This window comes from Kaistella treverensis (genome assembly GCF_900114045.1).
GTDB classification, from domain to species: Bacteria; Bacteroidota; Bacteroidia; order Flavobacteriales; family Weeksellaceae; genus Kaistella; species Kaistella treverensis.
Genome location: NZ_FORQ01000001.1, coordinates 447,977 through 460,240 on the forward strand (window position 1 = coordinate 447,977; position 12,264 = coordinate 460,240).

General features: G+C 38.8%; 11 protein-coding genes. 8 read left to right on the forward strand and 3 right to left on the reverse strand.

The features are described 5' to 3' along the window. The first annotated feature begins 1 nt into the window (after position 1). The 3 genes from BMZ55_RS02225 to BMZ55_RS02235 all read left to right on the forward strand — a co-directional run bounded on the left by BMZ55_RS02225 (position 2) and on the right by BMZ55_RS02235 (position 2,768). A complete protein-coding gene (locus tag BMZ55_RS02225) occupies positions 2-511 on the forward strand; it encodes an FKBP-type peptidyl-prolyl cis-trans isomerase (RefSeq protein ID WP_089818264.1) in 510 nt (169 codons plus the stop codon). Between the two features lie 72 nt (positions 512-583). Then, positions 584-1,630 carry a peptidylprolyl isomerase gene (locus tag BMZ55_RS02230; RefSeq protein WP_089819372.1) on the forward strand — a complete coding sequence of 349 codons (1,047 nt, stop codon included), beginning with the start codon at positions 584-586 and terminating at the stop codon, positions 1,628-1,630. 280 nt (positions 1,631-1,910) lie between these two features. Continuing rightward, positions 1,911-2,768: a hypothetical protein gene (locus BMZ55_RS02235; protein WP_233701869.1), complete on the forward strand. Its 858-nt coding sequence runs from the start codon at positions 1,911-1,913 to the stop codon at positions 2,766-2,768. 119 nt (positions 2,769-2,887) lie between these two features. Here BMZ55_RS02235 and BMZ55_RS02240 read toward each other — a convergent pair whose 3' ends face one another. Beyond that, positions 2,888-3,733, reverse strand: coding sequence for an ion transporter (locus BMZ55_RS02240; RefSeq protein WP_089818266.1), 846 nt, complete (start codon positions 3,731-3,733; stop codon positions 2,888-2,890). 56 nt (positions 3,734-3,789) lie between these two features. On the opposite strand from BMZ55_RS02240, the gene BMZ55_RS02245 reads away from it, so the two are divergent. Together BMZ55_RS02245 and BMZ55_RS02250 are read left to right on the forward strand one after the other, a co-directional pair. Further along, positions 3,790-4,887 (forward strand): Nif3-like dinuclear metal center hexameric protein, encoded by a 1,098-nt coding sequence (locus BMZ55_RS02245; protein WP_089818268.1) that lies wholly within the window; start codon positions 3,790-3,792, stop codon positions 4,885-4,887. Positions 4,888-4,891: 4 nt separating this feature from the next. Beyond that, a complete protein-coding gene (locus BMZ55_RS02250; protein WP_089818270.1) occupies positions 4,892-5,671 on the forward strand; it encodes a zinc ribbon domain-containing protein in 780 nt (259 codons plus the stop codon). Between the two features lie 64 nt (positions 5,672-5,735). Here BMZ55_RS02250 and BMZ55_RS02255 read toward each other — a convergent pair whose 3' ends face one another. Continuing rightward, positions 5,736-6,935 carry a pyridoxal phosphate-dependent aminotransferase gene (locus tag BMZ55_RS02255; RefSeq protein WP_089818272.1) on the reverse strand — a complete coding sequence of 400 codons (1,200 nt, stop codon included), beginning with the start codon at positions 6,933-6,935 and terminating at the stop codon, positions 5,736-5,738. A gap of 96 nt (positions 6,936-7,031) precedes the next feature. Here BMZ55_RS02255 and rsmG point away from each other — a divergent pair, with 96 nt between their 5' ends. The 3 genes from rsmG (at position 7,032) to BMZ55_RS02270 (ending at position 11,016) form a co-directional block, all read left to right on the forward strand. Further along, positions 7,032-7,667: a 16S rRNA (guanine(527)-N(7))-methyltransferase RsmG gene (gene rsmG / locus BMZ55_RS02260; protein WP_089818274.1), complete on the forward strand. Its 636-nt coding sequence runs from the start codon at positions 7,032-7,034 to the stop codon at positions 7,665-7,667. Between the two features lie 49 nt (positions 7,668-7,716). Continuing rightward, complete coding sequence (locus BMZ55_RS02265) at positions 7,717-8,133, forward strand: hypothetical protein (protein WP_089818276.1); 417 nt, start codon at positions 7,717-7,719, stop codon at positions 8,131-8,133. A 156-nt stretch (positions 8,134-8,289) separates the two neighbouring features. Beyond that, positions 8,290-11,016, forward strand: coding sequence for a PD-(D/E)XK nuclease family protein (locus BMZ55_RS02270; RefSeq protein ID WP_089818278.1), 2,727 nt, complete (start codon positions 8,290-8,292; stop codon positions 11,014-11,016). Positions 11,017-11,051: 35 nt separating this feature from the next. Here BMZ55_RS02270 and BMZ55_RS02275 read toward each other — a convergent pair whose 3' ends face one another. After that, positions 11,052-12,230: an acyl-CoA dehydrogenase family protein gene (locus tag BMZ55_RS02275; protein ID WP_089818280.1), complete on the reverse strand. Its 1,179-nt coding sequence runs from the start codon at positions 12,228-12,230 to the stop codon at positions 11,052-11,054. Positions 12,231-12,264 lie beyond the last annotated feature (34 nt).

The following is a 12,264-nucleotide window of genomic DNA, read 5'->3' on the forward strand; positions in this document are numbered from 1 at the left end:
TATGAAGTATTTCCCTCTTTTTGTCCTCTTTTTTTTAGCAAGCTGCGTACAGCACCAGCCGGAATATTCGCCTGCGAGCCGATCGCTGAGCGAACAGGAAATGCAGGTTTCTAAAAACCGTACAAAAGTGCTGAATAACCTGGAAAAAAGTCAGATTGAAGACTGGATAAAATCACAGCCGGAAAAATATTACAGCACCAGCTTGAACTATTGGGTAAATATGGAAAATTTGCAGTCCCGGCCGCGAAAAAATAATGGTGATCTGATTTCTTACCAATATGAAATTTACGATTTCGGCTGGGTGAAACTTTATGACAAACCCGTTGAAAATTTAAATGTAAATTTTGGCCGTTTTGAGGAATTAAAACCTATTGAAGACGCGCTTCGTTATATGAATGAAGGTGAAGAAGTAACGCTGTTGATTCCGTCCGCGCTTGCGTACGGCGCTGTTGGCGATGGAGACAAAATTTCCAACGATATGCCGCTCATTGTAAAACTTAAAGTTTTGTAGAAAATGATAAAAAAATTATTCATCGCTTTTGCAGCGATATCACTCACAAGTTGCACCCCAATTTATAAAAAAATGAATGTAGACAAAGAAACTTACGAAGGCTTAAAAGATGGCCTGTACGCCAATTTCCAAACTTCTAAAGGAAATATGATCGTACAATTTGAAGACAAAAAAGCACCCGTTACAGTGGCGAATTTTGTAGGATTAGCTGAAGGAAAAATTGATAATAAAGCGAAAGGCAAAGGTGTCCCGTTTTACGACGGTACTATTTTTCACCGTGTTATCAAGGATTTCATGATTCAGGGAGGTGATCCGAAAGGAACCGGAATGGGTGATCCAGGTTATAAATTTGATGACGAAAAAAATGATCTTAAACATACCGGAAAAGGTATTTTATCAATGGCGAATTCCGGTCCGAACACGAGCGGTTCTCAGTTTTTCATTACTGAAATTGCTACGCCTTGGTTAGACGGAAAACACACCGTTTTCGGAAAAGTGATCAATGGTATTGAAGTTATTGATTCCATCGCGAACGTAGAAAAAGGTGCGCAGGATAAACCAAAAACCGATGTGGTTTTAGAAAAAGTCTCTGTTTTCACTAAAGGTGATGAGTACAAAAACTATGATCCTGCAAAAATTTTCAGCGAAGGAAAAGGCAAAATCAAAGAAAATAATAAAGCCATTCTTGAAAAATTAGAAGCTGAAAAAAAGAAAAAAGAGGAAGAATTTGCTGCAAATCAGCAGAAAATGGTTGATGATTTAAAAGCCGGAATGCAGGTTACACCATCCGGATTGTATTATAAAATTACAGAATCTACGGACGGTGCCAAACCAAATGTTGGTGATGAAGTAGCTGTGCATTACGCCGGTAAACTGATTGACGGGACTGAATTCGATTCTTCATTTAAAAGAAACGAACCGATCGTTATACCAATTGGTGTTGGTCAGGTAATTAAAGGTTGGGACGAAGGTATTCTTTTGATGAAAGAAGGAGAATCTGCGACTTTGTTGATTCCATCTGAATTAGGTTACGGAGCACGCGGTGCCGGTGGTGTAATTCCACCAAATGCCTGGTTGATATTCGATGTTCAGTTGGTGGACATTAAATCAGCAAAATAATTTTACCGGTTATTTAACCGAATTTTTATAAAAACACTTCAAATTACTTGGAGTGTTTTTTTATTTGTGATTTGTTTAAAAATATTTTCCGTTGGTGATTTATTTTCACCGGCTTTTAATTTTTAAAGTTTGCTTTGTTTAAAGTCTTATAATAATTGGAGCACACCGAAAGTTTTAAAAAAAAGGTGTTTTGAGCGGCAAAATTTTTCATAATTGGGTGTTTATACTGTAATACATTGGGGTTCCTTGGCCTTAACTTCGTAAAACAAAACACACAAAGATGAAAAAGAAATTTACTATTGCAGTATTAACTGCGATGAGCATTTTCAGCTATGCTCAGGTCGGCATTAATACTACCACACCGAATGGCGCTACGGTTTTAGACATCCATTCCAACGAAAAAGGGATCTTAATCCCGAAACTAACAGACGTTCAGCGAGACACCAACCTCGCCGACAACAATCCGGCAACCGTACCGCCCGCCGGTGTTGCAAATGCTGCTTTAACTGAAGGAACTTTAATTTTTAATACCACTTCAAATGCTTTCCAATACTGGGATGGTACACTGTGGAGACAGTTTTTTGTAGCCACCTCTTCCGTAGCTGGCAATGATGGAGTAGTTAAAATTCTATCTGGTGGTACAGGACAGGTTAAACCTGTTCTCAATCTGCAGGCGGCGCACGGAACTTATGGCCCTGAACAACAGGTTCTTTATCAGATACCTTTAAATTTTGCGCCTTCACCAACAACGAGCTGGCCAGAAACTACCCCTGACGTTGCAGATAAAACACCTTATATCTACTTGAATTCGCCTAGTGGACGATTTAGAGAAAATGAAATTGGAGGGCAGGTTCATATTTGGCGACTGGTCGTATTTGCGAATGCAGGCAGCGGTGCAACTGGGTCAATTAATGCGAAATTCCAGAATACGGTTTCAGGTTTTATCGTAAATTCAATTGGAATGGTACCAGCGGCGTCTAATTTTTCACCGGGAAATGTGGTTACCTTTTATTTTTATACCATCGCCGATCCTGATAGTCTGGCGCCCGGTCAGGGTTATCAGCTGACACTGTCCGCAGATATTAACGTTAACGTCACTATTGATTCCTTTACAAGAGTCTCACTTTTTAAAGACTAAATATTTCTAAAAACACAAATGAGAAAGTGCATCAAACGATGCACTTTTTTATATTTAATTATCCGGGATTTTAAAAATTGAAAGAAATGCCCGAAAAGCAGCTAAAAAAGTTTTAGATTTTATTCCGGAGTGATATCTTTCACGACTTTTTCGCCGCAGATTTTGCAGTAGCGTGCGTCGTCGTCAATATCATCATTACCGCAACGGTGGCAAACTTTCTCAAGGTTTTGGCGCTTGTTCCGCATTTCAGCGGTGACAATTCCGGTAGGCACTGCGATAATGGAATAACCGGCTAACATTAATAATATCGAAAGAAATTTTCCCAGTGGAGTTCCGGGCGAAACATCGCCGTAACCAACGGTAGTTACCGTTACTACCGCCCAGTAAATACTTTGCGGAATACTTTCAAAACCATCACGGTGACCTTCAACCATAAACATCATCGAACCGATAATTACAGAAAAAATCATTAAAAAGAGCAGAAAAATATAAATCTTCCGCGAACTGTGCTTCAAGGCACGAATGATGAAATAACCATCGTTCATAAAATCCAACAGGTTGAGAATGCGGAAAATCCTTAGCATGCGCAACATCCGAAGGATAAGGAAATACTTCGTGATCGGGAAAAAGAGGCTTAAATAAAAAGGTAAAATCGCAAGAAAATCAATAATCCCGAAAAAGCTGAAAATGTAGGCTTTTTTGTTCTTCAAAGTGATAATGCGGAGAATATATTCCACCGTGAAAAACGCGGTGATGATGATTTCTAAAATTACGAAGAGATTATGGAGTTTTGCATCGTAAATATCCACGCTTTCCATCATCACAATGAAAGTGCTGAGGAAAATCAATACAAGCAAACATAGGTCGAACAGCTTTCCGAGCCGGGTGTCCGATTTGAAAATAATACGGAAAAGCTGGCGCTTCCACTTTTTTCTTTCGGGAATAAAATCGTGTTCTCTTTCCATCACTCGTATCGGTAGAATTTAAAATTAATCGCTAAATTCGCTACAAACATAATAAAATGACAGTTAATGAAGTAATTGAAGGCTTGCAAAACCTCATTCCTTTAGCGCAAGCTGAAGATTTTGACAATGTTGGGCTGCTTTGTGGTAATCCTTCACGCGAAGTTACGGGAATTTTGGTTTGCCATGATGTTTTGGAAAATGTTGTTGATGAAGCTATTACAAAGAATTTAAATGTAATTGTCACATTTCATCCGATTATTTTTTCAGGGTTAAAAAGCATTACCGGCAAAAATTATGTTGAAAAAACGGTGCTGAAAGCGATTGAAAATAAAATTGCAATCTATGCGATTCATACCGCTTTTGATAATGATTATTTTGGTGTCAATTACAAAATTTGTGAAAAATTAGGTCTTTTAAGCCAGAAAATTTTGATTCCTTCTGCGCATAAACTTCAGATCTTAGAAGTTTATGTTCCTCCAGAGAATGCAGGCGAAGTGAAGAATGCCTTGTTTAAAGCCGGCGCGGGAAATATCGGATTCTACGAAGAATGCAGCTTTACCATTCCGGGGAAAGGAAGTTTTAAGCCAAAACCGGGTGCCGATCCGTATGAAGGTGAAATCAACAAATGTGAGCATACAGATGAGGTCGTTATTTCGGTGGTTTTTGAAGAGTATAAGAAAAACAGCATCGTTAAAGCCATGAAAAATGCGCATCCGTACGAGGAAGTTGCTTATCAGCTTATTAAAATCGAAAATGAAAACCAGTATTTAGGTTTAGGCAGATTTGGCGAATTAAATGCGGAAATGGATGAAAAAACTTTTCTGGAATTCGTTAAAAAAACTTTTAATTTAAAAATCATTCGACATTCAAATTTTACCGGTAAAAAAATTAAGCGCGTCGGAGTTTTGGGTGGAAGTGGTGCAAGCGGTTTATCAGTCGCACTTTCCGCAGGTTGCGATGCCTATTTAACCGGAGATTTAAAATATCATGATTTTTTTCGCAGTGAAAGCAAAATATTGCTGTGCGACATCGGACATTTTGAATCTGAACAATTTGTAACTGAGCATTTAGTTGAAATTTTATCACAAAAATTCACTACCTTTGCGATCTCAAAATCTACCGAGAAAACCAACCCTGTAAACTATTTTTTATAAAAATATGGCAAAAAAAACTGTAGAAATATCCGTTGAAGATAAACTTAGAGCATTATATGATCTTCAAATTATTGATTCCCGTTTGGATGAAATCCGCAGTACACGCGGTGAATTGCCGATTGAAGTAGAAGATCTGGAAATTGAAATTGAAGGTCTGGAAAAAAGAGCTGAAAAGTTTCAAAGCGAGATCAAACTTCAAAATGAGGAAATCAATGCCAAAAATGAAGTGATCAATCATGCAAAATCTTTGATTGAAAAATACAAGACGCAGCAAGATAACGTTCGCAACAATAAAGAATTTGAATCTTTGGAAAAAGAAATTGAATTCCAGGATTTAGAAATTCAGTTGGCGGAGAAAAGAATTGGTGAATTTGGTGCAAAAATCAGCCATAAAAATGAAACTTTGGAGGAGTTGACCAACAAAATCGAAGAATTAAAAAACCACTTGAAATACAAAAAAGAGGAGCTTGAAAATTTGGTTTCGGAAACTCAGAAAGAAGAAGATTTTTTACTTGCAAAATCACAGGAATTTGCGAAAAATATCGATGAGCGTTTGTTGGCGTCTTACCAAAGAATCAGAACCAGCTCGCCAACCGGTTTAGCAGTTGTAGGTTTGGAAAGAGGTGCGCCAAAAGGTTCGTTCTTTACGCTTCCCCCGCAAAAGCAAATGGAAATCGCACAACGTAAAAAAATTATTATCGATGAACATTCCGGTAAAATTTTGGTTGACGATGATATGGTAAACGAGGAAAACGAAAAAATGAAAGACATTATCAAGTTTTAATTTCTTCAAAAAAATATAAAAAAACCGGCTTAAATTTTAAACCGGTTTTTTTTGTGCAAATAGCTCAGAAAATTTCTGCATTTTCCAGAAAATGTTTGATGCGCCGCATTGCTTCCATCAAATCAACTTCGGACGCCGCATACGAGAAACGGATACAATTCGAATTTCCGAATGAAACGCCACCAACAGCACCAACGTGAGCGTTTTCAAGCAAAATCATCGCGAAATCATCAGCGTTTTGTACAAGTTTTCCGTTAATGGTTTTACCGATATAAAAGGAAATGTCCGGAAAGAAGTAGAAGGCTGATTTTGGGTAATTCACCTTAAAACCCGGAATTCCTTTCATTAAAGAATACACGATTTCGCGTCTTTTTTTGAATTCTTTAATCATATAATCGTAGTTCGACGGATCGGTTTGAAGCGCGGTTATCGAAGCTTTTTGCGCCATTGTATTTGCACCGCTCGTCATCTGTCCCTGGATTTTTTCACAAGCCTGCGCCAGCCATTTCGGGCACGCCGAATATCCAATCCGCCAACCGGTCATCGCAAAAGCTTTTGACATGCCGTTAATTACTGCAGTTTGTTCATAAACCTGCGGAAATTCTGCTATTGAAGTATGTTTTCCGTCGTAATTGATGTATTCGTAAATCTCATCCGAAATCACTGTAATCTGAGGATGTTTTGCGATCACAGTTGCGAGCGCTTCAAGCTCTTCGTAGGTATAATAACTTCCGGATGGATTACAAGGCGAACTGTAGAGCAGGGCTTTTGTTCGAGGTGTAATGGCTTTTTCTAGCTGCAGTGCCGTAATTTTAAACTCAGTTTCTATGCTGGTATTCACGATAATTCCCGTGCCGCCCATCATTTTCACCATTTCTTCGTAGCTTACCCAGAAGGGCGCCGGCAAAATAACTTCATCACCATCATTAATTATCGCTGCTAGAACATTTAATATAGATTGTTTTGCACCATTTGAAACGCAAATCTGCGACGGTTCATACTGTAAATTATTATCGCGCTGCAATTTTTCGCAAATAGCCTGGCGCAAATCCATAAAACCGGGAACCGGCGAGTAGTGGCTGAAATTTTGGTCAATTGCGGCAAAAGCTGCTGTTTTAATATCATCCGGAACGTCAAAGTCCGGTTCGCCCAAAGTAAGGCTGATCACATCAATTCCGGCGGCTTTCATTTCGCGGACCTTATTGCTCATTACAAAAGTCTGCGAAAAACTGAGCCTTTGCAGTCGGTCAGAATATTTATTCATAATTATTTTAAAGTATTTCAAAGTTAAATTTTTACTTCGACGCCGCAAAAAGAAACTTTTCTAAAAAGCTTTCATACTTTTGTAAAAAATTGCTAAATGCCGGTAGAATTAATAGAAAAGTATTTTCCAGATCTTTCAGAAAAACAAAAAAATCAGTTCGCGCAGCTCGAAGAATTGTATGCGGAATGGAATGAAAAAATTAACGTGATTTCCCGAAAAGATATGGATTCGCTGTACGAAAAACATATTCTGCATTCTTTAGGCATCGCAAAAGTGATGGAATTCGTTCCCGGTACAAGAGTTTTAGATATTGGTACTGGCGGCGGTTTTCCAGGAATTCCGCTCGCGATTCTTTTTCCGGAAGTGCAGTTTACTTTGGTGGATTCTATCGGTAAAAAAATTACGGTGGTGAAAGAAGTTTCCGAGGGAATAGGTTTGCAAAATGTGACTGCAATTCATACAAGAGCTGAAGAACTGAAAGAAAAATTTCATTTTGTGGTAAGCCGCGCGGTGACGCAGATGCCCGTTTTTTTAACCTGGTTAAAGGGAAAATTCGAAAAACAAAACCTGAATGCAAAACCCAACGGCGTTTTATACCTGAAAGGTGGCGACCTTTCCGAAGAACTTGCCGGTCTGAAAACCGAAATTTTTCCACTTGAAAATTATTTCGAAAGTGAATTTTTTGAAACTAAAAAAGTAGTATATTTATCAAAGGAAAATTTTCTTTCCTAACTTCCTGTCTTTGTTCGTTTTGTAACTGACCTTTCCAAAATGCCAGCTTATGAAAAATTCTTTACGCTATGTTGCAATTTTTCTGTTGCTGTTATGCGTGCTTCGCTGTAACGACCGTAATGAGCGCGCGTATGTGAACAGCTCGGGTGCGGTGCAGATAGACAGTGTGAGAATTGAGCACGACACGATGGCACTTTTCAGCATTCAGGCAATTCAGACTTTTTCTACATTTAATTCCAGCTGCGAAGGATTTTACGGCTACGATTATATTTATGCCGATGAATTCAACCGCGATGTAACTTCATACAAATTCACGACGGAAGCTGCGTGCGGTGAAAAAAAAGTACATTTTTCTCAGATAAATTTTCGGCCACAAAAGCGCGGAACTTATTTCTTTAAATTTTTTAATGGTTTAAATTCCTCCGGAAAAGCAATTTGGATTGAGAAGAAAATTACCGTTCTATAAGCATTTTTTGGCTGCTATAAAGGCTTTTTTTTGCAAAACTTCTTTCTTATAAAAATGCTTACTTATTGAGAAAATCCTTATTTTTAGGTTTTTAGAAAAGCAATTCTGCGGCAAAGCAGAATTGAAATTTTTTGCCCAAATACCCCCGAAATTTTTATGCAATTTTTAAATAAAATTATAACCGAACTGCTGGATCAAAGTACAGATCTTTCACAATATTCCATTGTGTTGCCGGGAAAAAGACCCATTGTTTTCATTAAAAGAATTCTGCAGGAAAGACAATATTCAGGTTTGCTGCCCAATTTTTATACGATTGAAGATTTAATTGTGCAGATTTCTGAGAAGCAGCCGGTGAAAGGGATTGCCTTATGGCTTTTTGCTTTTGATGTTTATCGCGAAATTTATCCCGGTGAAGATTTCGCCGGCTTCTTAAAATGGTTTCCGACTCTTTTAAAAGATTGGGATGATATTCTGAAGTTTTCGGATTCCGACAAAGCCGTTCTGGAATATATGTTCGATGAAGAACGCATTAAAAACTGGTCTGAAAACCTTGGTGATACTACGGATTTGCCGCGGCATAAATATTTGAATTTTTGGCAGAAAATGAACCATTTTTTACCGATCTTAAAACAGAAATTGGCGGAGAAAAACTGGGCAACTTCCGGAATGATTCATGAAACCGTGAAAGGTAAAACCGAAAAATTTGCCCAAACAACGGCAAATAAATTTGTTTTCTGCGGGTTTAATGCCTTCACCAAAGTTGAGGAAAAACTCGTGCGGAACCTTTTGCAATGGGATAAAGCGCAATGTTTTTTCCATACCGACGAATATTATATGAACGATTTGCGCCAGGAAGCAGGAAAATTTCTGCGCGACATTAAAAATTGGAAAGAATTTAATGACAGCCGCGAATTCCGCTGGATAGATGATGATTTTGCACAACCGAAAAACATCAAAGTTTATGAAGTTTCCGGCAATATCACCCAAGCGAAAGTTTTGCCCGATATTTTTAAAGAAATCAACGATCCAAATCTTTCGAAAACCGCGGTAGTTCTTCTGGATGAAAATTTATTGCCAACTTGCCTCGATGCGCTGAGCAGCGTAAATTATCTGAACATTACAATGGGTTTTCCGCTTAAAAACCTGAATTTCAGCAACGCGGTAAAACAGCTTTTTTACCTTCAAAAGCAGCTGGAAAAAAAAGATTCATCGTATTATTATAATGATGTGCTTTCGGTTTTGGAAGAACTGCCGAACGGCGAAGTTGACCAACGGATTATCCTGAATTTTAAAGCAAATATCGAAGAAAGAAACATCGTTTACATTGGAAAAAACCAGTTTAGAGAACTGTTAAACGAGCTTTCCTATTTCAATTTATTCGAAAAACCTTCTGGCATTATTTCGTTTTTGAACCAGCTGATTTCGTTCTGTTACGAACTGAAATTCCGCGAAATAGACGATATTTTGTACGAAAGTATTTCACACTTTGAAAAGAGTTTTAAAATCATTAAAAACCAGCTTTCACCGTACACTTTTGCGATGGGAATGGACACCCTGGAAGTGCTCATCAACCAGCTTGTAAATTCCGAAGCCATAGATTTTGAAGGCGAACCGCTGCAAGGTTTACAGGTGATGGGTTTGCTGGAAACGCGTTTGCTGTGCTTTGAAAATGTTATTTTGCTGTCAGCTAATGAAGGGAAACTTCCGTTAGGCAACTCGCAAAATACGTATCTGCCTTTCGACGTTCGGCGCCAATTTAATCTTCATACTTTCCTAGAAAATGACAGCATTTATGCCTACCATTTTTACCGGCTTATCCAATGTTCACCGAATGTTCACCTGCTTTTCAATGCTTTAAGTTCCGGTGTAAATACCGGCGAAAAAAGTCGCTTTATAACGCAACTGGAAATTGAAGACCAACACCACCAAATTGAAAATATTATCATCGAAAATTCGTCGGAACCGATTAATAAAGAAACCATAGAAATAGAAAAGACACCTTCGGTTTTGGAAAAGCTGGAAGATTGGAAAAACCGCGTTTCAGCTTCGCATCTTACCTCGTACATTTACAATCCGATTGATTTTTATTTGACAAAAATCCTGGGAACGCGCGAAACCAGTGAAATAGAAGAAGAGCTTTCGCAGAGAAGTTACGGGAATCTGGTGCATTATTCTCTGCAGATTATTTATGAAAAATTAGTTGGTAAACAACTGGTTTCAGGCGATTTGGAATTTTCTGCTTCCCAAATCAGCGACATCGTTAATACGTCGATTATTAAAATGAATCATCAGCTGGATTTTTACGAAAAAGGTATGAATTTCATCCACAAATCGATAGCTGAAAGGGTAGTGCGCACCATCGTAGAATATGACCTCAATCTGGTTAAAAACGGAAATTCATTGGAAATCATCGGCATAGAGGAACAGTTTGAAAATATCCCGTTTTATTTGAACGAAGAAAAAACAGATCAGGTTTCGTTTTACGGATTTATCGACAGAATCGACCGCTTAAACGGAGAGCTCCGCATCATCGATTATAAAACAGCAAAAATGAAAAATCTGGCTATTTCACAGCCAAAAAAAGTGGAAGACGAAGAAAAGCTTGAAAAGATATTTTTTAAAGATGACCGCAAACAGGCGCTTCAGCTTTGTATTTACGCATACGCTGCAATTCATTCGCCGACAATTGTCGATAAACGCGTTCAGTGTGGAATCTGGAGTTTTGCTGAAGCTGATCAGGGTGTGCAGGTTTTAAGCATTTTCGATGAAACGGAAATTTCCGAAAATCTGCTGGAACAGCCGATGAAATCTGTCCGAAATTTAATTCAGGAAATTCTTGACCCGGAAAAATATTTTAAAGAAACGGAAAAAGCAACATGGTAAAAAAAACCTTCAACAATTGTTGAAGGTTTTCAGTTTTAAAAAGCGTTGATCCCCGTGATATCCATGCCGGTGATGAGCAAATGGATGTCGTGCGTGCCTTCATAAGTGATGACCGACTCCAGATTTGCGGCATGGCGCATCATAGGGAATTCGCCCATAATTCCCATTCCGCCCAAAATTTGCCGCGATTCGCGCGCAATTTCTATCGCCATTTTTACATTATTTCTTTTGGCCATGGAAATTTGTGCTGGCGTTGCCTTGTGGGCATTTTTTAAGTTTCCAAGCTGCAGACACAGCAACTGTGCTTTTGTAATTTCGGTCAGAAATTCAGCTAATTTTTTCTGCTGCAACTGGTAAGAAGCGATTGGTTTTCCGAACTGTTTTCGTTCTTTAGCATATTGCAAAGCCGTGCAATAGCAGTCGATTGCTGCACCGATCACGCCCCAGGAAATGCCGTAACGGGCGGAATTTAAGCAGGAGAGTGGACCTTTCAAACCGATAACATTCGGTAAAAGATTTTCTTTTGGAACCTTTACATTATTAAAAACCAATTCACCGGTTTTGGAAGCACGAAGCGACCATTTATTTTGAGTTTCCGGCGTTGAAAATCCTTCAAAACCACGTTCAACGATTAAACCCTGAACTTTTCCGTCTTCATTTTTGCCCCAAACCACCGCAATATCGCAAAGCGGAGCATTTGTAATCCACATTTTGGCGCCATTCAATAAATAATGGTCGCCATTATCGACGAAATAAGTTTCCATCGAACCCGGATCGGAGCCGTGGTTTGGTTCCGTAAGCCCGAAAGCACCTATCATTTCACCAGAAGCAAGTTGCGGAAGATATTTCTTCTTTTGCTCTTCAGAACCGAACTCATTGATCGGAAACATCACCAGAGAACTCTGCACGGAAGCTGCGGAACGTACGGCAGAATCGCCGCGCTCCAATTCCTGCATGATAATTCCGTAGGAAATTTGGTCAAGTCCGGAACCGCCGTATTCTTCAGGAATATATGGCCCTAAAGCACCGATTTTTCCCAATTCTTTCATTAAATCCGGAATGTCAGTATGATGTTGCGCCGCGTCATCAATTTTCGGCATTACAAAACTTTCAATCCAGTCGCGAACCGACTGCCGTATAAGCAGGTGTTCCTCAGTCAATAAGCTGTCAATTCCGTAGTAATCGGGGATGGAAGTCAAAGGGTAGTAAGACATAGATGTTGTTTTGCCTAATTTAAGATAATTTAAA

Coding starts and splice junctions, on each gene's coding strand:
- BMZ55_RS02225 (WP_089818264.1), top strand. CDS start 2: ATGAAGTATTTCCCTCTTTTTGTCCTCTTTTTTTTAGCAAGCTGCGTA.
- BMZ55_RS02230 (WP_089819372.1), top strand. CDS start 584: ATGAATGTAGACAAAGAAACTTACGAAGGCTTAAAAGATGGCCTGTAC.
- BMZ55_RS02235 (WP_233701869.1), top strand. CDS start 1,911: ATGAAAAAGAAATTTACTATTGCAGTATTAACTGCGATGAGCATTTTC.
- BMZ55_RS02240 (WP_089818266.1), bottom strand. CDS start 3,733: ATGGAAAGAGAACACGATTTTATTCCCGAAAGAAAAAAGTGGAAGCGC.
- BMZ55_RS02245 (WP_089818268.1), top strand. CDS start 3,790: ATGACAGTTAATGAAGTAATTGAAGGCTTGCAAAACCTCATTCCTTTA.
- BMZ55_RS02250 (WP_089818270.1), top strand. CDS start 4,892: ATGGCAAAAAAAACTGTAGAAATATCCGTTGAAGATAAACTTAGAGCA.
- BMZ55_RS02255 (WP_089818272.1), bottom strand. CDS start 6,935: ATGAATAAATATTCTGACCGACTGCAAAGGCTCAGTTTTTCGCAGACT.
- rsmG (WP_089818274.1), top strand. CDS start 7,032: ATGCCGGTAGAATTAATAGAAAAGTATTTTCCAGATCTTTCAGAAAAA.
- BMZ55_RS02265 (WP_089818276.1), top strand. CDS start 7,717: ATGAAAAATTCTTTACGCTATGTTGCAATTTTTCTGTTGCTGTTATGC.
- BMZ55_RS02270 (WP_089818278.1), top strand. CDS start 8,290: ATGCAATTTTTAAATAAAATTATAACCGAACTGCTGGATCAAAGTACA.
- BMZ55_RS02275 (WP_089818280.1), bottom strand. CDS start 12,230: ATGTCTTACTACCCTTTGACTTCCATCCCCGATTACTACGGAATTGAC.